We start from the raw sequence: 24,428 nt of genomic DNA, 5'->3' as shown, positions 1-24,428 counted from the left end.
TATGAAAGGCTTTTACTTTACCCATAACACCCATTTTTCATCAAAATAAGTATTATTGATATTGTTTTTTTGCAAGCTTTTAATCGTCAGATAACGATTAGCTTTATACAAATATACGTAGTAATATTTATTTTCAGGGTTAATAAAGTATTTTGGTTCAAAACCATTGTCTTTTAACTTCTTAATAAATTTATTAAAGTAATTATCTTGTGAAAATACATTCACAACTAAGTAAAAACCTTTTTCTATTCCTGGAGCACTATTTATAGTTTTATAGCTGGTATCTTCTCCAAACACTGCAGAAGTAACAGCAGTGGTATCAACTACTTTCTTATCTACGGTATTAGCTATTGAATCACTTTTTCTTAAAAACTCTTGATAATCTGCTTCTATTTTTTTTGCTTCTGTTTGCTCAGTTTGTTGCACATTAGCACTAGCCTTTTCTGGAACAGTAGCAACTTCTGGACTCATTTTCTTATTAAACTCTTCTTGTGCTGCTTTAGCATAATCTTCAGCATCTTCTTCATATACTTTAACGGCTGCTTTTTCTTCAACTGCAGTTTGTGTTCTTTCTACAGCTTCCGTTTTTTCTACGATTGATTCCTCCTTATCACCACCACCATATACCGCATAAGTAGATGTAGTAGGTTTCTCTACTGCTTGAACAGCATCTTCAACAGGCGCCTTAGATGCTACAACTGATTCTGAAATTGCCACGGAAGACTCTTCTTTAGCAATATTATTTTCTTTTATTAATTCTTCTTTCTGAATTTTTTCATTTGAAACTACCGCTTCGGCTTCATCATTGGAGTCTATTATGCTTTTAGCTTCGTTATTTGTTTCTGAAGTTGATACTTTTTCCTTTTCACCTTCATTTGATTTACTTGCTACAGCAGCAGAACCGCCGTATAAAGCATAATTAGAAGTACTGTCTTTCGTCGTTTCTGCAGCTTCAGCAACAACAGTCTTTTCAGAAGAATTTATAATGTTATTGGCATCCTCTTCTCGTCTTCTTCTTATATCTTCTGAAGAAACAAAAGACTCTTCGTTTACGTTTTTAGTAGTAACTGCTTTTCCTCCACTTGGCGCAGGATTTTTACGCATTTTCTTAGGACCTAAATCAATAGAAGCAATTGCCTCATATGTTCCTCCAAAAGAATTATTAGTTTTACTAGTTCCTGTTTCATAAGTGATTCCAACACTAATTCCATCACCAATTTTTACACCAATTCCTCCAGAAATACCAAAAGTAGTATTATAACCAGCTTGAAACCATCCTGTGTATGGTAAATCTATCATAGAGTTAAAACCAAACTGAAAATCTTCATTAGGTAGCGTTTTTCCGTACACAAGATTTCTCCACTTCGCATCTTCCATAAAACCAATAGCATCATCAAAAGATTTTGTGTACCCTACTTGACCTGAAAAGATTTTATCAGAGAAGTCTGTAACCGTATTTGAATCATTAAAATTATAGTCAAATAAATTCTCAGCATAAATACCTATATCAAAATCTGATACAGAAAAATTTATTCCAGGCATCACCAAAACTAAAAAATCATCTTGATCGTCTAAAATTGCAGGATCTGGTTCTGTAGAACTTATGGCATTTTTATTTAAACCTCTTCTAAAAAGCGTAGTATTCATACCCACAGAAAGCGTAGTATTATCACTTAATTGCACTCCGTAAGAATAATTAAGCAACAAACCTGAATCTACCAACAACCCCAAATTTTGTTGATACAAACCAAGACCAGCACCAGAATTCTCAGAAACTTTCCCTGAATAACTTAATAAATATGTTTGTGGGGAGTTTTCAATTCCTGTCCATTGAATCCTACTCCAAAAGCTAACTGCTTTAGAGTCATTTCGAACGTAACTGTATGTGGGATTCACCAAGAATTTATTGTATTTGGTGAGATTGTGTTGTCTCCAATCTACGATTGTGCTCGCATTTTCAACCTGAGAAAATAGCACATATGTGTTTAGTAGCAATCCAATTGCAAGTAGGCATCTTTTAATCATAGAGAACTAAACTATTTGGGGTTAACTTTAGTTTCAGTTCACTAATGTAATAGAACCTTTTTTAATATTCTTACCTTTTTTGTTAACAAAGTAGTAGAAAACAGGAATTTCTGCATTCATTTTCATTGAAGAATCAGGCCAACTATTGTCATATTTATTTGTTTTTAAGACAGTTGAGCCATACGAGTCGCATATTACCACCTCGATCTCTGGGTCGTTAATAAATTTTTGTGGAAGTGTCCATTTATCATTCACAGAATCGTCATTTGGACTAATTAGGTTCGGAATTTCGACTACATCGTTAGAAACAACCTCTACAGATTTTTCAACGATACACCCACCTATTTTTGCAAATAAGGTGTAATTTCCTTCTTCAGCAATAGAAAATGTAGCTGTTTTACTGAGGATATTTCCTTCTTCATCAAGCCACTCATAACTCTCCCCTCCCGTTGCATTGGCTTCGATTATTCTATCAGGAGAGATTGTTATTTTTTCACCTGGATAAATATCTATTAAACCTTCAGAATCTTGATTCAAAGAAACTGGGCGAGAAGTAATTGCACAACCTCCCAAGCTAACTTCTACTTTAAAAGTACCTGTGTTTGTTGTAACAAATGTATTTTCTACCCCAGATGCTACTAATTTATCACCATTATACCAATCGTATTTTGCTCCTGCTAAAACTGTTGCTTTTAATTCGCCTTCTAAATTAGTACAACTCATTGGTGTTACTATTTCTAAAGCTACTTCTGGCAACCCTAAAACGACCTCTTGCTTATTAGAAATAAAATCTATGTTTTTATAGGTTACTGCCAACTCATAAACCCCGTTATCAGTATAATCTAATGGTAAAGAAGTGCTTGTATTCTTAAGAGAAATACCATCCTTAAACCACTTCATTTTAAAGTTATGAAAGAACTCTTTATCTATAGACAATACATCTCCATTTTTTAGTTTTCCTGTAAGTGAGGCAATCGTTAATTCGGTATTCATAGAAACACAAGCATCATAATTTGATGTTGGCTTTATTGTTGCTGAAAAAGAAACAGGTTCATATATTTTAAAACTTGGGGATTTGATATTTCCCTCGCAAGCTGCAGAAGAAGACACTTCTGCATAATATTCTCCAGCTTCACTCACTATCAAACGAGTATTGTTATAACCTTCTTTTAATAGAAGTCCGTCTCTATACCAGTTTATATTGGCACCTTTATTATTAGTTTCTATGGAAAGAGTTGCCGTATTTTCGCCTATAATAACCGCATTTAATGGCGAAGTAACTTCTACGATTGTCGATTTATTTTGAACGATACTCACTTCTTCTGATGAAGACGTACAACCACCACTATTGGTAACTTCAACGCGATAAGATCCAAAATTATCTTCTTTATTTTCTAATTCTATTTTTGGAGCATACGTATCTAATTCACTAATTTTTTCTTCATTTTTAAACCAAGTATAAACGTAATTCTCATTATCTACAGATGCTTGTAAAACAATTGCAACATCAGAACAAGGCTCTAAACTTTTATTCCCCAAAATAGAAACTTCAAAAGCCTCTCCTTTATTTACGATTACCAAATTTGAATATATACTTCCGGTACAATTTCCGTAGTAAGGTTCTGCATAATATTCTCCAGGTTCTGTTACATTAATGTAGTTTTCTGAAGTTACTTTAAGAATATCTCCATTTTTATACCATACATATTCTTTAGCAATATCATTATCCAAACTAATTTTTGTTCCTGCTTGACTACAAAGACTTACATCGTTATAATTATTTAAAACAATCTCTTCATTTGGTACAAAAAAAGCATCAAAAGCTTGAGTTGACTCCCCTGTAATTGCTGGTGAAGTTGCTCTTAATCTTATTTTATAGTTTTCACCGTATACATCTTGAGGAAGAGAGAAAGATTGTTTAAACTCAAATGAATAGTTCTCCCCTTCAACAGTTTTAAGAATTGTTGGAGAGTCAAACTGCCCATCACTGTTCGATAATTCTATATAAAACTTATTATCTGCAGCAAATGGTTTTTCATTAAATGTAAATGTAGCTTCGAAAGTATTAAATGCCTCATTTAAGCATGCATATTCAAATGATAATTGAGGGGCATTAATTTTCTGACTAAAACTGTTTCCCGTAAACAGTAAAAAAATGATTGCGATTGTTGTAGTAATATTTTTCATAAGTAGTCGATTTTAAAACGTTTGGGTATTTCCTAAAATCCATTTTTGCAGTCCTCAATCAAAAACTTATACTTTTCATTGATTTTGCATATATCAAATATATTAAAACAAGAATAATAATCGTTTAAAAACATATTTATTCGATGAAATGCATAGTATTTTTTTATTCAATGAAATATGTAGTCCTTTTAATACATTTAAAAAATGATATAAAAGCCTTTAAAAACAGTCGGTTAAGTAATATTTAGAATGAGAAACAGTTTTACAACAATTTTTAGTTGCTGAATAGAATCAATATTATAATTTTGAGGAAGGAATAATATTTAGATAAATAAAATATATAAATGAGGACTTTTTTAATTCTAATGATGGGTGTCTTACTGATGAATTGCAATACTGCAACTCCAGAAATTAAAGACCAAACCACAACAATATACTTTATAAGACACGCTGAAAAAGATAGATCGGAGCCTGGCGAGAAGAATCCTTCACTTACAGAAAAAGGACTTGCTAGAGCAAAAAGATGGAGTGAAATATTTAAAAACATCACCTTTAATGCTATTTATTCCACAGATTATACAAGAACTATAGAAACAGCTTCACCAACGGCATATACGAATAATCTGGATATTATTAAATATGAACCTGAAGAATTAAATACAATAGAGATTTTTAAAAAGGGCTATGAAAATGTATTGGTAGTTGGACACAGTAACACGGTACCTAAACTAGTAAACAAGCTTCTTAAGGAAGATAGATATGAAGACATTGAAGACAACAATAATGGTAACGTATATATTGTTACGCTAACCAATCAAGAGGTTGTTTCTGTTAACCTTCTTACCATCAAGTAGGAAGGTTACTTTACTGATACGTTTTCTAATTCTATTTTAGATAACAATTCCAATGCTCCAGCATCAAATAAACTATCTAACGCTATAAGTTTAGCAGATTTGGATTTAGGTTTGTAATTATTATAATCAACAAAATCTACTCCTTCAATTGTTCTACGATTATAGGCTTCGCGAAAACGCATACCTCCTTCATTCACATGATATTCGTACGCTAGGTAATCGATTATATATGTTTCTTTATTCACCCAATACACAAAAACATCTTCAAAATCTTCACCTCCACCTTCTTGATCAAACCAGACTTTAATTTTGTAATAAGGTGTATCCTTAATAGTAACTTCAGTAAGTAATTCCTTATTAACAGCGTCTCCATCTAGTCCAAAAGGTAAATAAGCAAAGTAATGAACAGAATTTACACTATTCTTATATTTATTGGCGGTAGTGTCTGCTAATTTTATAGCATCGCCATCAATATATCTTGTAAAATCATTATTATTAATAACATCCGTAGTAGTTATAGAGTCTTGATGTATTCTTTTTAAGCTGAAACTTCCACCGTTACGATACGATTCATATGTATTTCCTCTAAAAACAAAAGAAATATTCTTTTTGTCTAAATTATTCATTCCAGATGCTTTAATAGACTTTCCTAGAATAGTTGATGCATCTTCTTTAGGAGTACAATAGGTAAATAATATAGTAATAAGTAACAGTAGTATGTAATAGCTTTTCTTCATAAAGAACAATTTAATTTTGAAAATAGGTCGCAAATATATCCTTTTACTTACTTAACAAATATAAATTCCTCTTAAAATAGAAGAATAAAATACTGCTATTCGAGAAATGTTCTTATTTTTGACGCGTATGCAGAATAATGTTAACATAAAGAATAAAAAAGCTCGTTTTGAATATGAGATTTTAGATAAGTATATAGCAGGTATTGTTTTATCTGGTACTGAAATAAAATCTATTCGTCAAAGCAGAGCTTCTATTGCTGAAAGCTTTTGCGAATTCAATGAAAAGGGAGAGCTCTTCGTAATTAATATGACGGTTGAAGAGTACACACATGCTACTCATTTTAACCATCGTCCAAAGAGCGAGCGTAAATTATTATTGAATAAACGTGAGCTTAAAAAATGGCATAAAGCCGTAAAAGTTTCAGGAAACACTATCGTCCCATTACGATTATTCGTTAACGAAAAAGGACTAGCAAAGATGCAAATAGCACTCGCAAAAGGAAAGAAACTTTACGATAAAAGGGAAACTATTAAAGATCGTGATAATAAACGAAACCTAGATAGAGTTAAAAAAGCATATAGTTAATTTAGCTTTTAGAGGCTGCTGAATCTGATACTTCTTCTTTAGGTTTTTTCCAAAATAGTAAACAAACACTTCCAGAGATTAAAGCACTTACTACAACTCCCCCTATTAGGAGATTTCTTCCTGCATTATCTTGATCTAGTGTGTAGTTTAATACTCCAAAAAGAACAATTCCTAGAATGATATCTAGCGTTAATTGAATAATCCAATATGCCCAAACCCCTTTTTTGGTAAGCTTGCTTAAAAATAATCGATCTAACATAAAACTATTAATTTTTATCTTCTAACAATGGTACAAATCTAAATTCTCCAAACTCGTGTTTTTCAAATTCTTTAGGTGAATTTCTAATAAAAAGCGTCATTTCTTGGACTTCCTCACCAACAGGAATCACTAATCTACCTCCTACTTTAAGCTGTGCCATTAACGGTTTAGGAACAAATGGAGCTCCAGCAGTAACTATAATTCCATCAAAAGGAGCTTCAGCAGGTAAACCTTTATAACCGTCTCCAAATATTACACGCTTTGCTTTATATCCTAACTTAGGAAGAAAAAGATTGGTTTTTTTAAAAAGCTCTTTTTGCCTTTCAATCGTATACACTACAGCACCTAACTCTAATAGCATAGCTGTTTGATAACCACTACCAGTACCAATTTCTAGAATCTTATCCCCTCGCTTAATCTTCAATAATTCGGACTGAAAAGCTACTGTGTAAGGTTGTGAGATGGTCTGACTTGCACCAATAGGGAAAGCTTTGTCTTGATACGCATGGTCTTCAAAACTACTATCCATAAACAAGTGTCTAGGGATCTTTTTTACCGCCTTAATAACATTCTTGTCTGTTATCCCTTTTTTCTGAAGGACTTCAGCCAGATTATTACGCATTCCTTGGTGTCTATAGGTATCTTTCAAGTATAGGTGTTTTTTAGCAATGCAAAATTATAACTTTTATAACGATTTTCTCCCCTCAAAAAATGCTTTAAAAAATAGATTCTTGTCTTTGAGAGGATTAAAGTCCTAATAAGTTATCAACATTACTTTATTATCTTTAATAAAACTGTGATGCATAAATTTAATACATATATATAAAACCTTGATTAGTATTCAATAAACAGTATCTAGAGTTGCTAAATACTTTAAGTATATCATCAAATAAAATAATATTCCGTATTTTAGACTTTCATTCTCAGCCTTAAAATCATTTTTAAAAACAAGTGGTTAAGGTTGAAAGAATGCATCAATAACCTTAATTTTGTTTAAAAACATTTTATATGCTTAAAGCAGGTGTTCTAGGTGCCGGCCACCTTGGAAAAATTCATTTAAGACTTATCAATCAATCTGATAAATACGAACTTGTTGGTTTTTACGATCCAGACGAGAAAAACGCTAAGAAAATAGTTAAAGAATTCGGTTATAAATACTTTTCATCAATAGACGATTTAATTGCAGCTGTAGATGTGGTAGATATTGTTACTCCTACCCTTTCTCATTATGAATGCGCTCTTAAAGCTATAAAAAAAGGGAAACACGTTTTTTTAGAAAAGCCGATAACTAAAACAGTTGCAGAGGCAGATGAACTTATAAGTCTTGCAAAAGAAAACAATGTAAAAGGACAAGTGGGACATGTGGAGCGTTTTAATCCAGCTTTTATTGCGGTAAAAGAAAAGGTTGAAAACCCTATGTTTATAGAAACCCATCGTTTGGCAGAATTTAATCCTCGAGGAACTGATGTTCCTGTGGTGTTGGATTTAATGATTCATGATATCGATATTATATTGAGTGTTGTAAAATCTCCTGTAAAGAATATCAATGCTAGTGGTGTTTCTGTAATTAGTAAATCTCCAGATATAGCAAATGCTAGAATAGAGTTCGAAAATGGATGTGTTGCCAATCTTACTGCAAGTAGAATCTCATTGAAAAACATGCGTAAGTCTAGGTTTTTTCAACGTGATGCTTATATTTCTGTTGACTTTTTAGAAAAGCAAGTAGAGGTTGTAAAAATGAAAGATGCTCCTAAAAAACCGGACGAATATGCGTTGGTTTTACAAAATGCAGAAGGAGAAAAAAAGCAGATTTACTTTGAAAATCCTAAAGTGACTCAAAACAATGCTATTTTAGACGAGTTAGAGTCGTTTGCAAATGCTATTGCTAATAATACAGAAACCGCAGTGAGTTTAGAACATGGAACTGCTGCCTTAAAAGTAGCTATGCAAATTGTAAAACTTGTAGAAGGATAAATAATCTTAAAGATAGTAATCATGACTCCGAATCAATCATTCGAAAATAAAATTTTATCAATATTAAAAGATAGCCCTGACAGTAATGCAGCTGACTTTATAAGAAGAATTAAAAGTAATAGATCTCTAGGTGATAGTCTATTTTCAACTTTCGAAGAATTTGCATATAAAGTAGGAATTGGCATTATTGCTGAAAAAGTCTATGATCATAAGTTCAATTTTATTGGATGTACTCCATACTTGAAATATTATCCAGATAATCTTCTTGGTGAAGAATCTAGAGAAGTAAAACTTTTTAGTGATTCAACTCTTTATAATTTGAATGATTGCTATACACACCTAGCAAAAGCTCTAATTTATAGAATGTCCAGAGTAGCAAGTTTACATGAGTTAGTAAATGAAAAATGAAAATTATTTTCACCCCTTCTAAACCTTCAAAAATTAAAAACTAGTAACAATGACTGATATAAAAAATATAGCCGTGATTGGTGCAGGAACAATGGGAAATGGTATTGCTCATACGTTTGCTCAAAACGGATATAATGTAAAACTTATAGATGTTTCTGAAAACTCTCTAATTAGAGGGATAAATACTATTGAGAAGAATCTAGATAGAATGTTATCCAAAGAGAAAATTTCTCAAGCTGAAAAAGAAAGTACGCTAGGTAATATTACCACTCATACAGACATTAAAAATGGTGTCAAAGAGGTGCAACTTGTTGTAGAAGCTGCTACTGAAAATGAATCTCTAAAGCTTAAAATTTTTAAAGATCTTAGTGATTCCTGTAATGATGATGTAATCTTAGCAACAAATACTTCTTCGATTTCGATAACAAAGATTGCTACTGCGGTTAATAATCCTGCTCGTTTAATTGGAATGCATTTTATGAATCCTGTTCCGATCATGAAATTAGTAGAGGTTATAAAAGGTTATAATACCAGTACCGAAGTTTTAGATACTGTATTTAAACTATCGGAAAATATTGGTAAAGTCCCTGTAGAAGTAAATGATTACCCTGGGTTTGTAGCCAATAGAATTTTAATGCCGATGATTAATGAGGCCATTGAAACTTTATATAATGGCGTTGCTGGGGTTTATGAAATCGATACCGTTATGAAATTAGGAATGGCTCATCCAATGGGACCGCTTCAATTGGCTGATTTTATTGGTCTTGATGTTTGCCTTTCGATTTTAAATGTAATGTACGACGGATTTAAAAATCCAAAATATGCTCCTTGTCCGTTACTAGTAAATATGGTAACCGCAGGTAAATTAGGAGTTAAATCTGGCGAAGGTTTCTACGACTATTCAGAAAATAGAAAAGCAGAAGTTATCGCTAAACAATTTCAGAAGTAAAAATAACTCCTAAAAGAATATAAATATAGAAATGGTTAAAATAATTCCGTTTGCAGCTGTACGTCCTACAAAAGACAAAGTGGGTTTGGTAGTTTCTCGTTCGTATGAAGATTACCCTGTAGACGAATTAAACACTACCCTTTCTTATAACCCATTTTCTTTTTTACATATCGTAAATCCGGGCTATAAATTTCATCATGATATTTCTGGAGAACGACGTTTTTCATTAGTTAAAAATCGTTATCTGGAGTTTATTGAAGAATCTGTTTTTATAAAAGATCCAAACCCTGCTTTTTATATTTATAAGATAAAAACTAGAAAGGGAGATTTCTGTGGGATTTTTGCTGGCGCTAGCATTGCTGATTATCAACAAAATAAGATTAAAAAACACGAAGCTACCTTACAAAAGAGAGAAAAGTTATTTAAAGACTACTTAAAAACTGTAGGGTTTAATGCTGAACCAGTACTTCTCACCTATCCAGATACGGAAGAGATTGATATTATTATAAATGATATAACAACTGGAGTTCCTGAATATGAATTTGCTACTACCGATAAGGCTAGTCATTATTTATGGAAAGTAGATGATCAAAAGGCAATAAACGGTATTCAAGCTGCTTTTAAAAAATTAGATTGCCTGTATATTGCAGATGGACATCATCGTTCTGCTTCTTCGAATTTATTATCGAAAGAGCTTCAGAAAGAGAATCCTAATCACACAGGTGAAGAGTCATATAATTACTTTATGAGCTACCTTATTCCGGAGTCTAATTTAAAGATTTATGAGTTCAATAGAATGGTTAAAGACTTAAATGGCTTAACTAAGGAGGAATTTTTAATTCAATTAGACACTCATTTCAGAATAGAAAACCGTGGAGCAGACTTATACAAACCTTCCACTATTCATCATTTTGGAATGTATTTAGATGGAGAGTTTTACTCTTTATATTTAAGGAAAAATTATCCTTTTACCGACTCTTTAAGTCAACTTGATACTCAAATTTTGTTTGTAACAATTTTAAAACCTATTTTAGGGATTAAGGATCTAAGAAACGATAGTAGAATTGAATATGGCTATGGTAAATATAATACCATAAAAATGAAAGATTTAATTGATAAAGGAGACTTTAAGATTGGCTTTAGTCTTTTTCCTGTAGAAGTTTCTCAGATGAAAGAAATTGCTGATGAAGGACTTAAAATGCCTCCAAAAACAACCTATATCGAACCTAAGCTTAAAAGTGGTCTTACTATTTATGAATTTTAATAAGGGTAAGCACTATTAGCTCATATAATAAGTTTAATTAATTATGTTTCAACTGTTAAAAGGAAACATAGAAACTCACCTAGTGAGAAAAGCCCATTTTTGGGAATAAAAAGTTACTATAAATGTCTGTAAAAGAGAATTTAATACATATAAAAAAAGAATTACCAGAAGATGTTATCCTGGTAGCTGTTTCTAAAACAAAACCCAATGAAGCAATCATTGAAGCTTATGAAGCTGGACAACGTGTGTTTGGAGAGAATAAGATTCAAGAAATGACTGATAAATGGGAAGCATTACCAAAAGATATTAAGTGGCATATGATTGGCCATGTACAAAGAAATAAAGTTAAATATATGGCCCCTTTTGTGAGCTTAATTCATGGTGTTGATAGTTTAAAGCTACTCAAAGAAATAGAAAAGCAAGCCAAAAAGAATGAACGTACCATCTCATGTTTACTTCAAATGCATATCGCAAAAGAAGAAACTAAATTCGGTATGGATGAAAATGAGGTAAGAGCACTCCTTACTTCTGAAGAGTTTAAAAAAATGGAGCACGTAAAAGTAATTGGACTCATGGGAATGGCTACTTTTACTGAGGATGAAAAGCAAATAAAAGAAGAGTTTTCTTCATTAAAAGCTTTATTTGATTCTATAAAGAGCAACCATAATACTACGGATAATCTAGATCTTAAAACATTATCTATGGGAATGAGTGGCGATTATAAGTTAGCCATAGAATGTGGCAGTAATATGGTTAGAATTGGTAGTAGTATATTTGGAGCTAGAAATTATAATTAGATAATATTATAACCGTTCTGAAGTATAATAAAAGGCTAAAACAATAGCCCCCAAAAAAAGAGAGTTTAATAACCTCCAACAATAAAATTAATGTACGCAATACTCGATATAGAAACAACAGGAGGAAAATATAATGAAGAAGGGATTACCGAGATTGCCATTTACAGATTTGACGGGCATAAAGTTGTAGACCAGTTTATAAGCCTTGTAAACCCAGAGAAAGAGATACAACCTTTTGTAGTAAAACTCACTGGAATTAATAATAATATGCTGCAAACTGCTCCTAAATTTCATGAGGTAGCAAAAAGGATTGTAGAAATAACCGATGGAGCGACATTGGTAGCCCACAACGCACAGTTTGATTATAGGATTTTACAAACAGAATTCCGCCGTCTCGGTTACGATTATCAACGTAAATCTGTTTGTACTGTAGAGCTATCCAAAGAACTAATCCCAGATCAGCCCTCTTATAGCTTAGGAAAACTTGTAAGATCCTTAGGGATTCCTGTTAGTGATCGTCACAGAGCAAATGGAGATGCACAAGCTACAGTGAAGCTTTTTAAAATGCTTTTAGCAAAAGACACTACAAAGAAAATAGTTCAAAGTAATATCCGAGCTGAAGATATTGGACAATTAAATCCAAAATTAATGGATATTGTAGCGCAACTTCCAACATCTGTTGGTGTTTATTATATGCACGATAGTGATGGTGAAGTAATGTTTTTAGCAAAAAGTGGAAATATCCAGAAGAGAGTAAACCAAATATTCGCTTCTTCCTCAAAAAAGAATAAACGGCTTCAAAAGGAAGTAAAAGCTGTTACTTATGAAGAAACGGGAAATGAACTAATTGCTCTTTTAAAAGAAAATTCAGAAGTAAAAAAGAATAAACCAAAATATAATGCAAAAAGTAAAAAGCTATTTACTCATGCATTGTATGTAAAAGAAGATAAAGAAGGCTATTTAACTTTAAAAATTGGTAAATCGGACAATAGAAAAAAATATATCACCACTTTTTCCAATTATCAACAAGCATATAATATATTACATGCTATTGACGAAGAGTTTAACTTATGTAACAAATTAAATGGTTTATCTGAAGCCAAGAAGAATTGCTATAATTATACAATTGATAAATGTAATGGAGCTTGTCTGAATGAAGAGCCTCCTAAAACATATAATAAAAAAGTAAAACAAGCGCTTTATAAGCTTAGTTTTCAAGACCGTAGTTTTATTATTTCCGACAGAGGAAGGGAAATTCACGAACGAAGTGTTATCTTGATACAAAATGGTGACTTTAAAGGATTTGGGTTTTATGAGTTAAACCATCAAGTTAATAAATTAAGTATCTTAGAGTCATTAATTACACCGCTTGATAATACTCCAGATGCTAGACATATTATTCATGCGTATTTAAGAAAAAAGAAATCGTACAAAATTATTAATATTGAATCCTGAAAATAAGACAATACCAAAGTGGAAACATAAACTTCATGAAATCATTTATGAAGCGGACACCCCTATGGGTAAATCGTTCGATATTCTACTCTTTATTATCATTATACTCAGTATAGTATTAGTAATGCTAGAGAGTATTAAGTCTTTTGATGCCAAATATCATGATTACTTATATACCGCAGAATGGGTAATAACAGTCTTTTTCACCATAGAATATATAGCCAGAATAATATCCATAAAAAAGCCTCTTAAATATATTTTTAGTTTTTATGGGATTGTAGACTTATTCTCCACTATTCCACTTTATTTATCATTCTTCTTTGCGGGATCCCAGGTATTTCTTGCCGTAAGGGCATTGCGATTGCTACGTGTTTTTAGAATCTTAAAATTAGTGAGATTTATGGGAGAAGCTTCCCAACTTAAGGAAGCCATAAAATCTAGTAGAGCTAAAATTGCAGTTTTTATTTATACGGTTCTTATTCTTTCTGTGATTATGGGTACAGTTATGTACTTAATTGAAGGGGCAGAAGCTGGATTTACTTCTATTCCGAGGAGTATTTATTGGACTATCGTTACTTTAACTACCGTTGGTTATGGAGATATAGCCCCAGTAACTTCTGTCGGTCAGATTATTGCAGCCATTATTATGATTTTAGGTTATGGGATTATTGCTGTTCCAACAGGAATTGTTACCGTCGAATTTGCTAAACAAGGCTCTACTGCTAATAAAAAAGATAAAAATGTAAAAGAGATTCATACCAATACGCAGAGTTGCCCGCATTGTACCGCCGAAAACCATCAAGACAATGCTAAATTTTGTTATGAATGTGGAAATTATTTGAATGAACACTAAACATCTTATTACCGTTGTAGGCCCTACTGCCATTGGGAAAACTTCTCTAGCTATTGCTTTAGCTAATGAGTTTTCTACTGAGATTATTTCATCAGATTCAAGACAATTTTTCAAAGAAATGAAACTTGGAACTGCTGTTCCCGATGCAGAAGAATTGGCTGCTGCTCCCCACCATTTTATTCAGCATAAAAGCATCTTTGATCCATATTCTGTTGGAGATTTTGAGAGAGATGCGATAGCTCTTTTAGATGAATTATATAAATCCCATGACACTGTAATTATGGTTGGAGGAAGTGGTTTGTATAATAATGTCGTGATTGAAGGATTAGATAATTTTCCAGATGTAGATCCTTATATTAGAAAAGTACTCAACAAACTTCTTGAAACTGAGGGTATAGAAGCGTTACAGCAACAATTAGAAGAATTGGATCCACTACATTACAAAAATACAGATATTCAGAACCCACATCGTATCATTAGAGCGTTAGAGATATGTATTGGAACAGGAAAGCCGTACTCTTCGTTTTTAAATCAGCAGAAAAATAACAGGTCTTTTAAAACTATAAAAATTGGACTTACAGCAGACCGCGAAATTATTTATGATCGTATTAATCAACGTGTAGACATTATGATGAATAACGGTCTTTTAAAAGAGGCAAAGGCTGTATATGAGCATAAAGAGCTTAATGCATTACAAACCGTTGGCTACAAAGAATTGTTTAAATATTTTGATGGAGACTGGACTTTAGAATTTGCTGTTTCTGAAATCAAAAAAAATACACGAAGATTTGCAAAACGCCAACTTACATGGCTACGGAAAGACGATGCTATTTTATGGTTTGACTACAAAACAGCTCCAGAAATTATTATAGATGACATTAAAAGAGCAATGAGTTTATAATTAGCTTTTCAATAAAGCTAAATCCCACCTATTTTAAGAAATCAATAGAAACAAAAAAGCCAATAGCTTATCAGCTATTGGCTTCATATATTATAATCGTAATGTTAGTTTAAACATTAAAACGGAAATGCATTACATCGCCATCTTTAACGATGTACTCCTTCCCTTCTACCCTCATTTTTCCAGCTTCCTTCACTTTATTCTCACTTCCATAAGCTACATAATCATCATAACCAATAACTTCAGCACGAATAAATCCTTTTTCAAAATCAGTATGGATAACTCCAGCAGATTGTGGCGCCGTAGCTCCAACAGGAATTGTCCAAGCTCTTACTTCTTTAACTCCTGCAGTAAAGTATGTTTGTAAGTTTAATAGTTTATAAGCAGCACGAATAAGTTTTGCTGCTCCAGGCTCATCAAGACCTATATCTTCTAAGAACATTTTTCTCTCATCGTAATCTTCAAGCTCTGCAATATCTGCTTCGATAGCTACAGCTAGGATAATAATTTCAGCATTTTCATCCTTTACAGCTTCCTTTACTTTTTCTACAAGCTCATTTCCGTTTTTAGCAGCAGACTCGTCTACATTACATACATACAGAATAGGCTTTGCGGTAAGCAATTGGAATCCTTTCATGAATTCAGCTTCATCCTCATTAATTTCTACTGCTCTAGCAGAAATACCACTTTCTAAAGCATTTTTAAAGCGAAGTAATAATGCTTGTTCCGTCTGCGCATCTTTATCTCCAGTTTTTGCTGCTCTATTTACTTTCTCTAAACGTTTATCAACCGTTTCAAGGTCTTTTAATTGAAGTTCAATATCTATTGTCTCTTTATCGCGGATAGGGTTTACATTTCCATCTACGTGAACAATATTATCGTCTTCAAAACAACGAAGTACATGAATTATAGCATTACACTCGCGGATATTCCCCAAGAATTGATTCCCTAAACCTTCTCCTTTACTCGCTCCTTTTACCAAACCAGCAATATCTACAATCTCAACTGTTGCAGGTAATACACGCTCTGGATTAACCAAAGACTCTAATTTTTGTAATCTAGCGTCAGGAACATTTACGACTCCTAAGTTAGGTTCTATAGTACAAAAAGGGAAGTTAGCACTTTGTGCTTTAGCATTAGATAAACAATTAAATAATGTTGATTTTCCAACATTTGGTAACCCTACAATTCCAGCTTTCATGCGTTGTATTTTGTAAATTTTTTCGAGTGCAAATATAATTAATTCTACTCCAAAAAATAATGTATCTGGTGCTTTATATAATTAATAGTATTTAAAAAGTTCTTAAACTGAATTAATGGTAGCTTACTAGAGAAAAATTTTACCTTTATCATAGCCAAAAAAGAAAGCATGAATTTATTTTTTAAGAAAATCGTTGTAGATAGAGTCCGAAAACAATATCGCAGCAAACCTAAAGAAGTTACTGATAAAGAAAAGAGCTTTAAAAAGCAGGTAAACGATCTTGAAGTGGAAATTTCTCATGAAATTCAAGATATTATTTACTTATTAATCGGTGTATTATCAGCTTCCTTTGGTTTAAAAGGCTTTCTTTTACCGAGTTCTTTTATTGATGGTGGAGTTACTGGAATTTCCTTAATTGTTAGAGAATTAACAGAGTTACCATTATCTCTTTTAATATTTGGACTCAACCTTCCGTTTGTAATCCTTGCCTATGTTGCTATTAGTAAGCGTTTCGCTATAAATAGTATTATTGGTATCTTTTTATTAGCCCTTTCTGTTCATTTTATACCTTTTCCAACTATTACAGATGATAAAATCCTAATTGCTGCCTTTGGAGGTTTCTTTTTAGGTCTTGGAATCGGAATGGCAATTCGTGGAGGCGCTATTATTGATGGTACAGAGGTACTCGCTATTTATATCAGTAGAAAATCTAGCCTCAGTGTTGGAAATGTAATCATGATTTTTAATGTCATTATTTTCATGGCGGCTGCTTATATATTTTCAACAGAAATCGCTTTGTATGCCATTCTAACTTATTTTTCAGCATCTAAAACCGTAGATTTTGTTATTGATGGTATTGAAGAATTTATAGGAGTCACTATTATTTCTGAAAAATGTGATGAAGTACGAAGAGTAATCATTCATAACATGGGACGTGGTTGTACTATTTATAAAGGACAAAGAGGCTTTTCTGTAGACAGTTCTCCCTTGAAAAATATCGACATTGTGTATACTGTTATTACACGTTTAGAAATGTCGACATTAAAAACAGAAATTGATAAAATTGATAAAAATGCATTTATAATTATGAATTCTGTGAAAGACACTAAAGGAGGAATGATTAAGAAAAAACCACTGACTAAAATTAAATCATAAACAGTTATGATAGATTATAGCCAAATAGCTAAGTTTTTTGAAACTGAATATCCTTTAAATAAAGAAGGATTAGCTGCTTTGATGTCGCTTTTTGTAAATAAAGATATAGCAAAGGGAACTTCTATCCTACAATCAGATACGGAAGAAAAGGAGCTTCGCTTCTTAAATAGCGGTGTTATTAGAGAATATTATGCCTCAGAAAGTAAAGAAACTAATATCAATTTTTATACGAAACCTCAATTTATTACTGATTTATCTTCGTTTACAGGAGACAATAAAACTAAAAAGAATCAAGAAGCCTTAACTGATGTTTCTCTACTAGCGGTACAAAAAAGTGACTTTAGAGCACTTTTAGAAGAATATCAATGTGGAAAATCATTTATAGAGCAATCTTTTCAAAAACTTCTTAAACATAAAGAGCTTACAGAATATAATAGAATCACAAAATCTCCTGAAGATTTGTATCGCGAATTACTGATTTATAAACCACACTGGTTACAAAATATCCCACAATATCATATTGCCTCTTACTTAAATATCACTCCCGAAACCCTAAGCAGAATTCGGAAAAGAATTTCTTGATTTCAATCAATGTATAGCAATCATTGCTGCATTAATTTTGCATCAGTAACTTAAAATTTAGTAACAATGACAACAATACATCACTTCAGAAATGCTACAATGGTTATAGAAACAGAAAATGAGGTTATCCTTGTAGACCCAATGCTAGGCGCTAAAGGAACACAACCAACTTTTACTTTCTTTAGATTTAAAGCACAGAAAAACCCGATTGTAGAATTACCGCAAAGTTGTCTAGAAATACTAAATAAAGTTACACACTGCGTTATTACACATTTGCATCCAGATCATTTGGATAAAAAGGGAGAAGAATTTCTAATTAAGAATAATATCCCTGTTACTTGTAGTTATAAAGATGTTAATGACCTTAAAAAGAGAGGACTTAATGTAGTCAACTCTATAGAATACTGGAAGCAAACCCCTTTTCTAAATGGAACTATAGAGGGAATTCCTGCAAGACATGGTTATGGATTAGTAGCCAAACCCATGGGAAATGTGATGGGTTATTATATTAAACTATCTAACGGAGACTCTATATATCTAAGTTCAGATACCATTTATACAGAAGATGTGCATAAGGTTCTTGCAGAATACAATCCTACTATTAGTGTAGTTGCGGGTGGAACAGCGCAATTGGATTTATTAAAGCCACTTTTAATGACAAAAGAGGATATTATAAAGTTTGCAGAAAACGCACCTAACAAAGTTATTGTGAATCACCTAGAAGCTGTTAACCACTGCCCTACTACAAGAACGGAATTAAAAAATATATTTACTGAAAAAGGATTAATTAGTAAAGTATGCATTCCTGAAGATGGTGAAGTGATAAGCTTTTAGTCTGTTTTCATTGTTTTCTATTTATCAAACTATTGATAATAGTCCTACCTCCTACTGTACAGTTCAATTAAAATTATAATAATTATTTGTTTATTAGGATTTTATAAAGAATATTTAGATATTTATCTAAATAACTAAATCTAATGAATGAACTCGCTATTTAAAGCTCTTAATGACGAAACTCGCAGGAAAATTGTAGAGTTATTGAAAGAAAAAGATATGAATGCTGGAGAAATTGCAGAGCGTTTTAATATTTCAAAGCCTAGTATTTCTCACCACTTGGATATCTTAAAGAGAGCAGACTTAATAACGAGTGAGAAAAAGGGGCAGTTTGTAGAATACTCTTTAAATACTACAATATTAGAAGACTTAATAAATTGGATTGTTAACTTAAAAAATTAACCAAATGAAACTAAAAAAAGAACTACCGTTAATTGGAATTGTATTATTACCCTTTATTTATTTAGCCTATATCTGGTCTGAATTACCAGCAAAAGTCCCAATGCACTGGAATTATAAAGGTGAGATAGATAGGTATGGCGATAGAATTGAAATTATAATGATACCCATATTATTACCGCTACTTATTTACATAACGTTTTTAATTATTCCTATAATCGGCCCTAAAAAGAACCTAACTAAGATGAGGAATAAGCTTCAGTCGTTAAAGACATTACTAACTATATTGATGTCGATATTGGCTTTATATATAATTTATTCCATAAAAAATAAATCGCTCTCAAACCCTAATTATATAGTATTGTTAATAGGTGCTCTCTACATTATATTCGGGAATTACTTCAAGACAATAAAAGCAAATTACTTTATTGGAATAAGAACTCCGTGGACACTAGAAAATGATAATGTATGGAAGAAAACTCATAAATTAGGCGGTATACTATGGTTTATCGGAGGAATTATTGTTGTATTATCTAGTTTAATCTCAGACAAAGCTACTAATTTCAGAATATTCTTAGGCGTTACCATACTAATCACAGTCATCCCTATTATATATTCATATGTAATTTTCAACAAAGAAAAACAAATAGAACAAGGTGCTTAATTTATAAATGACGGCACTTTATATTACTATGCTAGTTAATTTCAGCCTTCTTCTCTTTATGCAATGAAAACCATACACCTGCAGCCAAAGAAACTCCAATAACGGCTAACGATAGCCATTCTGGTATTTCCACATGATGAGAAAGTATCATTTTAATCCCAACAAAAGTAAGTATTACAACAAGACTGTATTTTAAATATCCAAAGCGCTCTATCATATTTGCCAAAAAGAAATACATAGATCGGAGTCCTAAGATTGCCATTATATTGGAACTAAAAACCAAAAATGGATCTGATGTAATCGCTAATATTGCCGGAATACTATCTAAGGCAAAAAGAATATCTGTAAATTCTATTACAATAAGTGCTATAAACAATGGTGTAGCTACTAAAAGATGTTTTTTTCTAACGAAAAAATGTTCACTTTCTATAACTGGAGTCACAGGAATCACCTTTCTTATTGCTTTATAAACAAAAGACTGCTTGGGATCATAAGAATCGTCATCCTTTTCCATTGCCAATTTAATAGCTGTATAAATAAGGAAAACCCCAAAAACATAGATTATCCAGTCGAACTTTTTAATTAGAAATACTCCAAAGAATATCATCAATGCACGGAATACAATAGCTCCAATAATTCCCCAAAATAAAACTCTATGTTGATAGATTTTAGGAATCTTAAAAGAAGTAAAAATGACAGCGATTACAAAGATATTATCTACACTAAGCGATAACTCGATTAAATACCCCGTAATATATTTCATAAAAGCATTGGTAGGCGATAGATTATCTACATTCTCTACCCAACCGTGTTTAAATATGAAAAATACAACTATGGAGAATAACAATGCAATACTAACCCATATTGCAGTCCACTTACTAGCTTCTTTATTGGTAATCTCGTGAGGATTTTTATTAAAAACCCCAAGATCTAACGCTAAGAAAATTGTTATCAGAACAATAAATGATATCCAAACTGTCATACTAATTAACTTCTAGTGTATAATAAATGATCTAATAATGTGAAGTCTACTCCCATATCTTCTTTTAATTCATATTTTATAAAAAGTTCTCCCCAATATTTACCATCAGAGAAATCGGCGATTATCCATTTATGATTTAAAACTTTTATTTTATTAATCTTCATCGGCCCTCCAGACATTCCATCATAAGGAACCAAGGGATTATTTCCTTTTTGCTCATTTGTTTCCAATAATTTATCAGCAATATAACGAGCAGGATTTTTTATATCTAAATCGTCATAATAAGCAAGAGCATCATCATTATTATCCAAAGAAAAATACTGAAGATCAAGATTATTTAGAGTCAATGTTTTTATGGAATCCGTTAACTTTTCATTCTCTGCGGTTAAACGCTCTATTCTGATATTTTCTTTTTCAAAATATTTCTTAGCACTTACGTATTGATAAATAACGAAAAGGGCTGTGAATAAGAATAGGTATAAAAAAATATTACGTCTCATAGTGGGGTTTTACTAAATTTTATATTTCAATAGTTAAATTATCATAAGCGATAAAAACATGAGGAGGCAATTCCTTTTGAGCTTCTTCATGAAAGCCTAACATCGGACTGATATGTGTAAGATATGCCTTTTTAGGTTTTACTTCTTCTATAAAGCTAAGAGCTTCTTCAATATTAAAATGAGAATGATGTTTCTCCTTTCTAAGTGCATTTACAACTAGCACCTCTACTCCTTTCAGCTTATCAGTTTCTTCCTTATCAATACTTTTTATATCCGTTAGGTATGCAAATTTATCAAATCTAAATCCAAAAACTTGCAATCTATTGTGAAAAGCATTGATTGGAATTACTTTTTTATCTCCTAAAGAAATAGGAAGGTTATTTACAATCTCTTCTTCTTTTACGGCTGGGGCTCCTGGATATCTATTTTCAGTAGCAAAAATATAATCAAACTTAATTTTTAGGGACTTCAAAACCCTCTGATGGGCATAAATAGGAATATCACCTTGCCTAAAAAAATAAGGTCGAATATCATCTAGTCCCATGATATGATCTGCATGTTCATGAGTAAATAGAATCCCATCTATTTTTTTAACATCATGCCTTAACATCTGCTGTCTAAAATCTGGGCCACAGTCTATAATATAGCAATAAGACCCCCAGTTTATCATTACAGAAACCCGAAGACGTTTGTCTTTTGGATCTGTACTTTTAGATACTGGATCGTCGCTACCTATAATAGGAATCCCTTGAGATGTTCCTGTACCGAGGAATGTAATCTTCAAAACTGTAATTTTTTATCAAATTTATCATTTATATTCCGAATAGCTTCAGTAAACTTTTTAACTTTGCGGTAAATAATAAAATTGTAATGACATTAGTTTTAAAAGGTGATAAAGGCTTTGAGAATGTTCCTTCGCTAAAATCCAAAGCGTTACGAATAAATCTGAATGAGGATATATACGGAACATTTGCTGAAATTGGCGCTGGACAAGAAACGGTAAGGCATTTTTTTAGAGCCGGTGGAGCTTCTGGAACAATTGCAAAGGCTATGAGTGCCTATGATAAGAGTTTCAGTGATGCCATTTACGGTGTTGAAGACGACGGGAGGTATGTTACCGAAGCGCGTTTAAAGAAAATGTTATCTCATGAAATGCGTCTCATGGAAGAGCGTATTCCTAGAAGCGAGAATCCAAATAAGATATTTTTCTCTTATGCCAATACAGTAGCTACTATAGATTTTGCTAAGAAATTTAAAGGACATGGTTGGTTAGGAATTCGTTTTCAATTGGATGGAAATGAAGATTATAATGAAATAAACCTTCACATTCGTTTCAAGCAAACAGAAGCGCGTTTACAACAAGAAACATTAGGGATTGTTGGTGTAAACCTTATTTATGGTGCTTTCTACAAACACCATAAGCCTAAAAAACTATTAAAATATCTTTATGATCATATCGATAACGATACCATAGAAATTGATACTATTAATTTCACTGGTCCTCGTTTCGAAAATGTGGATAACCGTTTGATGAGCTTACAGCTTGTTAAAAACAACATGACCGACGCCATTATGTTTGGTCCTGACGGAAATAATATCCTTCCTGCTTCTATTTTATATAAGAAAAATATCTTGGCACTTCGTGGTAGCTTCAGACCTGTTACCATGGTGAATATGGATATGTATAAAAAATCTTATGATATATTTATTAGGGAGAATAAGGTAGATGTTGATAATACAGTTGTTGTTTTTGAAATAACATTATCAAATTTACGTGCCGAAGGGGAGATTGATGAAGAAGACTTTATGGATAGAGCTCGCCTTTTATGTTCTCTTGGGCAGACTGTAATGATTTCAAACTTCCAGGAATACTATAAATTAGTAGAATATTTCTCTGAATATACTAAAGAGCGTATGGCCCTTACAATGGGTGTTAACAATCTTGTAGATATATTTGATGAGAAATATTACCGCCATTTAAGTGGAGGTATTCTAGAAGCTTTTGGAAAGTTATTCTACAAAGACTTAAAAGTTTATCTATACCCAATGATAGATCATGAAACTGGATTAACCACAACTAGTAATAATCTAAAAGTACATCCTCGTATGAAAGAGCTTTATAAGTTCTTTAAATACAATGGAAAAGTGATTGATATATTTGATTATGATGATTCTATCCTAGATATTTTCTCTAGAGAAGTTCTTAAAAAGATTGCAGAAGGTGATGAAGGATGGGAAGAAATGCTCCCTAAAGGAATTGCAGAACTGATTAAAGAAAAAGGACTGTTTGATTATAACTCACAAAAAGCGATAGGAGAAAAACAATCGTAAGAATTACTTTCTGAAGAAAAAAATATAAAAAAAGAGGCTATTTAATAACAGCCTCTTTTTTATGCTTAAGATTCAAGCAGCTGGGCAGCATGATCTTTAGTTTTTACCTTATCGATAACTCGGGTAACAATTCCGTCGCCATCAACAATAAAAGTTTTACGGTGAATCCCATCATATTCTTTACCCATAAATTTCTTTAATCCCCAAACGCCAAAAGCATTAATTACTTCTTTGTTTTCATCTGCCAAAAGAGGAAAAGGAAATTCATTTTTATTTTTAAAATTAGTTTGTCTTTTTTGAGAATCGGCACTTACACCCAGCAAACTATACCCCTGCTCCTGTAAAACCTCATAATTATCTCTTAAATTACACGCTTCCGCTGTACAACCGGGTGTGCTTGCTTTAGGATAAAAGAAAACAATTAATTTCTTCCCTTTATAATCAGCTAAAGAAACATTATTTCCATCTTGATCTGGAACCGTAAAATCTGGTACTTTATCTCCTACTTTTAGTGTATTCATAAACATTTTT

The 24,428-nt window shown here is 32.1% G+C and carries 26 protein-coding genes; 16 read left to right on the top strand and 10 right to left on the bottom strand.

The genetic code is table 11. The features are described 5' to 3' along the window. Positions 1–12: 12 nt before the first annotated feature. Positions 13–2,025 carry a PorP/SprF family type IX secretion system membrane protein gene (locus JM658_RS05990; RefSeq protein WP_236958337.1) on the bottom strand — a complete coding sequence of 671 codons (2,013 nt, stop codon included), beginning with the start codon at positions 2,023–2,025 and terminating at the stop codon, positions 13–15. Between the two features lie 33 nt (positions 2,026–2,058). Next, on the bottom strand, positions 2,059–4,212 hold the full coding sequence (locus JM658_RS05985; RefSeq protein WP_236958336.1) for a T9SS type B sorting domain-containing protein: 2,154 nt from the start codon (positions 4,210–4,212) through the stop codon (positions 2,059–2,061). 344 nt (positions 4,213–4,556) lie between these two features. Here JM658_RS05985 and JM658_RS05980 point away from each other — a divergent pair, with 344 nt between their 5' ends. Next, complete coding sequence (locus JM658_RS05980; protein ID WP_236958335.1) at positions 4,557–5,066, top strand: phosphoglycerate mutase family protein; 510 nt, start codon at positions 4,557–4,559, stop codon at positions 5,064–5,066. 5 nt (positions 5,067–5,071) lie between these two features. Here the strand turns inward: JM658_RS05980 and JM658_RS05975 are convergent, their stop codons facing one another. Next, entirely contained in the window at positions 5,072–5,803 is a 732-nt protein-coding gene (locus tag JM658_RS05975) for a DUF6503 family protein (RefSeq protein WP_236958334.1), read from the bottom strand. A 127-nt stretch (positions 5,804–5,930) separates the two neighbouring features. Between JM658_RS05975 and smpB the strand changes: the two genes are divergently transcribed. Then, a complete protein-coding gene (gene smpB / locus JM658_RS05970) occupies positions 5,931–6,389 on the top strand; it encodes an SsrA-binding protein SmpB (RefSeq protein ID WP_236958333.1) in 459 nt (152 codons plus the stop codon). Between the two features lies 1 nt (position 6,390). On the opposite strand, the gene JM658_RS05965 is transcribed toward smpB, so the two are convergent. Next, the gene (locus tag JM658_RS05965) at positions 6,391–6,648 is read right to left on the bottom strand and encodes a hypothetical protein (protein ID WP_236958332.1); all 258 of its coding nucleotides are present in this window, start codon (positions 6,646–6,648) and stop codon (positions 6,391–6,393) included. A 7-nt stretch (positions 6,649–6,655) separates the two neighbouring features. Further along, on the bottom strand, positions 6,656–7,297 hold the full coding sequence (locus JM658_RS05960; protein ID WP_236958331.1) for a protein-L-isoaspartate(D-aspartate) O-methyltransferase: 642 nt from the start codon (positions 7,295–7,297) through the stop codon (positions 6,656–6,658). A gap of 359 nt (positions 7,298–7,656) precedes the next feature. Between JM658_RS05960 and JM658_RS05955 the strand changes: the two genes are divergently transcribed. The 8 genes from JM658_RS05955 to miaA all read left to right on the top strand — a co-directional run bounded on the left by JM658_RS05955 (position 7,657) and on the right by miaA (position 15,249). Next, on the top strand, positions 7,657–8,622 hold the full coding sequence (locus JM658_RS05955; RefSeq protein ID WP_236958330.1) for a Gfo/Idh/MocA family protein: 966 nt from the start codon (positions 7,657–7,659) through the stop codon (positions 8,620–8,622). 21 nt (positions 8,623–8,643) lie between these two features. After that, a complete protein-coding gene (locus tag JM658_RS05950) occupies positions 8,644–9,030 on the top strand; it encodes a hypothetical protein (RefSeq protein ID WP_236958329.1) in 387 nt (128 codons plus the stop codon). 58 nt (positions 9,031–9,088) lie between these two features. Continuing rightward, complete coding sequence (locus tag JM658_RS05945) at positions 9,089–9,979, top strand: 3-hydroxyacyl-CoA dehydrogenase family protein (protein ID WP_236958470.1); 891 nt, start codon at positions 9,089–9,091, stop codon at positions 9,977–9,979. 31 nt (positions 9,980–10,010) lie between these two features. Beyond that, positions 10,011–11,243, top strand: a complete 1,233-nt coding sequence (locus JM658_RS05940; protein WP_236958328.1) for a DUF1015 domain-containing protein — start codon at positions 10,011–10,013, stop codon at positions 11,241–11,243. A gap of 122 nt (positions 11,244–11,365) precedes the next feature. Beyond that, positions 11,366–12,040: a YggS family pyridoxal phosphate-dependent enzyme gene (locus tag JM658_RS05935; protein ID WP_236958327.1), complete on the top strand. Its 675-nt coding sequence runs from the start codon at positions 11,366–11,368 to the stop codon at positions 12,038–12,040. Between the two features lie 90 nt (positions 12,041–12,130). Next, a complete protein-coding gene (locus JM658_RS05930) occupies positions 12,131–13,495 on the top strand; it encodes an exonuclease domain-containing protein (protein ID WP_236958326.1) in 1,365 nt (454 codons plus the stop codon). Continuing rightward, positions 13,485–14,348: an ion transporter gene (locus JM658_RS05925; RefSeq protein WP_236958325.1), complete on the top strand. Its 864-nt coding sequence runs from the start codon at positions 13,485–13,487 to the stop codon at positions 14,346–14,348. The genes JM658_RS05930 and JM658_RS05925 overlap by 11 nt, the downstream gene beginning before the upstream one ends. Next, the gene (miaA, locus tag JM658_RS05920; RefSeq protein WP_236958324.1) at positions 14,338–15,249 is read left to right on the top strand and encodes a tRNA (adenosine(37)-N6)-dimethylallyltransferase MiaA; all 912 of its coding nucleotides are present in this window, start codon (positions 14,338–14,340) and stop codon (positions 15,247–15,249) included. Before JM658_RS05925 ends, miaA begins: the two co-directional genes overlap by 11 nt. A gap of 109 nt (positions 15,250–15,358) precedes the next feature. Here miaA and ychF read toward each other — a convergent pair whose 3' ends face one another. Beyond that, the gene (gene ychF, locus JM658_RS05915; RefSeq protein WP_236958323.1) at positions 15,359–16,450 is read right to left on the bottom strand and encodes a redox-regulated ATPase YchF; all 1,092 of its coding nucleotides are present in this window, start codon (positions 16,448–16,450) and stop codon (positions 15,359–15,361) included. A gap of 168 nt (positions 16,451–16,618) precedes the next feature. Here ychF and JM658_RS05910 point away from each other — a divergent pair, with 168 nt between their 5' ends. The 5 genes from JM658_RS05910 (at position 16,619) to JM658_RS05890 (ending at position 20,084) form a co-directional block, all read left to right on the top strand. Next, on the top strand, positions 16,619–17,605 hold the full coding sequence (locus JM658_RS05910; RefSeq protein WP_236958322.1) for a YitT family protein: 987 nt from the start codon (positions 16,619–16,621) through the stop codon (positions 17,603–17,605). 6 nt (positions 17,606–17,611) lie between these two features. Continuing rightward, complete coding sequence (locus JM658_RS05905) at positions 17,612–18,187, top strand: Crp/Fnr family transcriptional regulator (protein WP_236958321.1); 576 nt, start codon at positions 17,612–17,614, stop codon at positions 18,185–18,187. Positions 18,188–18,253: 66 nt separating this feature from the next. After that, positions 18,254–19,021: an MBL fold metallo-hydrolase gene (locus JM658_RS05900; RefSeq protein ID WP_236958320.1), complete on the top strand. Its 768-nt coding sequence runs from the start codon at positions 18,254–18,256 to the stop codon at positions 19,019–19,021. Positions 19,022–19,168: 147 nt separating this feature from the next. After that, positions 19,169–19,423 carry an autorepressor SdpR family transcription factor gene (locus JM658_RS05895; RefSeq protein WP_236958319.1) on the top strand — a complete coding sequence of 85 codons (255 nt, stop codon included), beginning with the start codon at positions 19,169–19,171 and terminating at the stop codon, positions 19,421–19,423. 4 nt (positions 19,424–19,427) lie between these two features. After that, positions 19,428–20,084, top strand: coding sequence for an SdpI family protein (locus JM658_RS05890; protein ID WP_236958318.1), 657 nt, complete (start codon positions 19,428–19,430; stop codon positions 20,082–20,084). A gap of 31 nt (positions 20,085–20,115) precedes the next feature. Here the strand turns inward: JM658_RS05890 and JM658_RS05885 are convergent, their stop codons facing one another. From JM658_RS05885 to JM658_RS05875, 3 genes are read right to left on the bottom strand one after another with little or no spacing between them, the layout of a single operon-like run. Then, positions 20,116–21,066 (bottom strand): TerC family protein, encoded by a 951-nt coding sequence (locus JM658_RS05885; protein WP_236958317.1) that lies wholly within the window; start codon positions 21,064–21,066, stop codon positions 20,116–20,118. A gap of 5 nt (positions 21,067–21,071) precedes the next feature. Beyond that, the gene (locus tag JM658_RS05880; RefSeq protein WP_236958316.1) at positions 21,072–21,566 is read right to left on the bottom strand and encodes a hydrolase; all 495 of its coding nucleotides are present in this window, start codon (positions 21,564–21,566) and stop codon (positions 21,072–21,074) included. A gap of 19 nt (positions 21,567–21,585) precedes the next feature. Continuing rightward, entirely contained in the window at positions 21,586–22,350 is a 765-nt protein-coding gene (locus JM658_RS05875; RefSeq protein WP_236958315.1) for an MBL fold metallo-hydrolase, read from the bottom strand. 86 nt (positions 22,351–22,436) lie between these two features. On the opposite strand from JM658_RS05875, the gene JM658_RS05870 reads away from it, so the two are divergent. After that, positions 22,437–23,897, top strand: a complete 1,461-nt coding sequence (locus JM658_RS05870; protein WP_236958314.1) for a TonB-dependent receptor — start codon at positions 22,437–22,439, stop codon at positions 23,895–23,897. 65 nt (positions 23,898–23,962) lie between these two features. Here JM658_RS05870 and bcp read toward each other — a convergent pair whose 3' ends face one another. Beyond that, entirely contained in the window at positions 23,963–24,418 is a 456-nt protein-coding gene (gene bcp / locus JM658_RS05865; RefSeq protein ID WP_236958313.1) for a thioredoxin-dependent thiol peroxidase, read from the bottom strand. Positions 24,419–24,428: the final 10 nt, after the last annotated feature.

Source organism: Joostella atrarenae, from assembly GCF_021764745.1.
GTDB classification, from domain to species: domain Bacteria; phylum Bacteroidota; class Bacteroidia; order Flavobacteriales; family Flavobacteriaceae; genus Galbibacter; species Galbibacter atrarenae.
The sequence above is the reverse complement of the archived record's forward strand: the minus strand, read 5'-3'. Positions and strand labels throughout refer to the sequence as shown.

What these genes read in the sequence shown, in the direction of transcription:
- JM658_RS05990 (WP_236958337.1), bottom strand. Translation starts at nt 2,025, where the DNA reads ATGATTAAAAGATGCCTACTTGCAATTGGATTGCTACTAAACACATAT.
- JM658_RS05985 (WP_236958336.1), bottom strand. Translation starts at nt 4,212, where the DNA reads ATGAAAAATATTACTACAACAATCGCAATCATTTTTTTACTGTTTACG.
- JM658_RS05980 (WP_236958335.1), top strand. Translation starts at nt 4,557, where the DNA reads ATGAGGACTTTTTTAATTCTAATGATGGGTGTCTTACTGATGAATTGC.
- JM658_RS05975 (WP_236958334.1), bottom strand. Translation starts at nt 5,803, where the DNA reads ATGAAGAAAAGCTATTACATACTACTGTTACTTATTACTATATTATTT.
- smpB (WP_236958333.1), top strand. Translation starts at nt 5,931, where the DNA reads ATGCAGAATAATGTTAACATAAAGAATAAAAAAGCTCGTTTTGAATAT.
- JM658_RS05965 (WP_236958332.1), bottom strand. Translation starts at nt 6,648, where the DNA reads ATGTTAGATCGATTATTTTTAAGCAAGCTTACCAAAAAAGGGGTTTGG.
- JM658_RS05955 (WP_236958330.1), top strand. Translation starts at nt 7,657, where the DNA reads ATGCTTAAAGCAGGTGTTCTAGGTGCCGGCCACCTTGGAAAAATTCAT.
- JM658_RS05950 (WP_236958329.1), top strand. Translation starts at nt 8,644, where the DNA reads ATGACTCCGAATCAATCATTCGAAAATAAAATTTTATCAATATTAAAA.
- JM658_RS05940 (WP_236958328.1), top strand. Translation starts at nt 10,011, where the DNA reads ATGGTTAAAATAATTCCGTTTGCAGCTGTACGTCCTACAAAAGACAAA.
- JM658_RS05935 (WP_236958327.1), top strand. Translation starts at nt 11,366, where the DNA reads ATGTCTGTAAAAGAGAATTTAATACATATAAAAAAAGAATTACCAGAA.
- JM658_RS05930 (WP_236958326.1), top strand. Translation starts at nt 12,131, where the DNA reads ATGTACGCAATACTCGATATAGAAACAACAGGAGGAAAATATAATGAA.
- miaA (WP_236958324.1), top strand. Translation starts at nt 14,338, where the DNA reads ATGAACACTAAACATCTTATTACCGTTGTAGGCCCTACTGCCATTGGG.
- ychF (WP_236958323.1), bottom strand. Translation starts at nt 16,450, where the DNA reads ATGAAAGCTGGAATTGTAGGGTTACCAAATGTTGGAAAATCAACATTA.
- JM658_RS05910 (WP_236958322.1), top strand. Translation starts at nt 16,619, where the DNA reads ATGAATTTATTTTTTAAGAAAATCGTTGTAGATAGAGTCCGAAAACAA.
- JM658_RS05905 (WP_236958321.1), top strand. Translation starts at nt 17,612, where the DNA reads ATGATAGATTATAGCCAAATAGCTAAGTTTTTTGAAACTGAATATCCT.
- JM658_RS05900 (WP_236958320.1), top strand. Translation starts at nt 18,254, where the DNA reads ATGACAACAATACATCACTTCAGAAATGCTACAATGGTTATAGAAACA.
- JM658_RS05895 (WP_236958319.1), top strand. Translation starts at nt 19,169, where the DNA reads ATGAACTCGCTATTTAAAGCTCTTAATGACGAAACTCGCAGGAAAATT.
- JM658_RS05890 (WP_236958318.1), top strand. Translation starts at nt 19,428, where the DNA reads ATGAAACTAAAAAAAGAACTACCGTTAATTGGAATTGTATTATTACCC.
- JM658_RS05885 (WP_236958317.1), bottom strand. Translation starts at nt 21,066, where the DNA reads ATGACAGTTTGGATATCATTTATTGTTCTGATAACAATTTTCTTAGCG.
- JM658_RS05880 (WP_236958316.1), bottom strand. Translation starts at nt 21,566, where the DNA reads ATGAGACGTAATATTTTTTTATACCTATTCTTATTCACAGCCCTTTTC.
- JM658_RS05870 (WP_236958314.1), top strand. Translation starts at nt 22,437, where the DNA reads ATGACATTAGTTTTAAAAGGTGATAAAGGCTTTGAGAATGTTCCTTCG.
- bcp (WP_236958313.1), bottom strand. Translation starts at nt 24,418, where the DNA reads ATGAATACACTAAAAGTAGGAGATAAAGTACCAGATTTTACGGTTCCA.